This is a genomic window from Rhizobacter sp. P3_B12 (genome assembly GCF_056402895.1).
In genome coordinates this window covers 1-547 of record NZ_JBFUGN010001771.1, presented here as the reverse complement: position 1 = coordinate 547, position 547 = coordinate 1, and the positions used below count along the sequence as shown (strand labels likewise).

Here is a 547-nt window from a genome sequence, read left to right as displayed (position 1 = left end):
CGGCCAACGACGACAACCTGCGCTGGTACCTCGAGTGGCAGGCCGATGCGATGGTCAACAGCTTCATCGCCCGCCGCGACCTCGACACCGAGATGACGGTGGTGCGCAACGAGATGGAGATGGGCGAGAACAGCCCCGACCGCATCCTGCTGCAGAAGACCGTCGCGACGATGTACGAGTGGCACAACTACGGCAAGGACACCATTGGCGCGCGCGCCGACGTCGAGAACGTCGACATCCCGCGCCTGCAGGCTTTCTACCGCCAGTACTACCAGCCCGACAACGCGACGCTGATCGTCTCCGGCAAGTTCGAGCCGGCCAAGGTGCTGCGCTGGGTCGGCGATGCGTTCGGCAAGATCCGCAAGCCCACGCGCAAGCTGCCGGTGCAGTACACGCTCGACCCGGCGCAGGACGGCGAGCGCAGCGTCACGCTGCGGCGTTCGGGCGGCACGCCGCAGATCTTCGCGGCCTACCACGTGCCGCCGGCGGCGCACCCCGACTACCCGGCCATCGAGGTGCTCGACCTGGTGATGGGCGACACCCCCTC

General features: G+C 67.8%; 1 protein-coding gene. It reads left to right on the top strand.

Annotation, left to right across the window (positions count from 1 at the left end; all coding sequences use genetic code 11):
- The coding region (locus AC1D01_RS38135) for a M16 family metallopeptidase (protein ID WP_477875208.1) at positions 1 to 547 on the top strand (547 nt) is incomplete at both ends.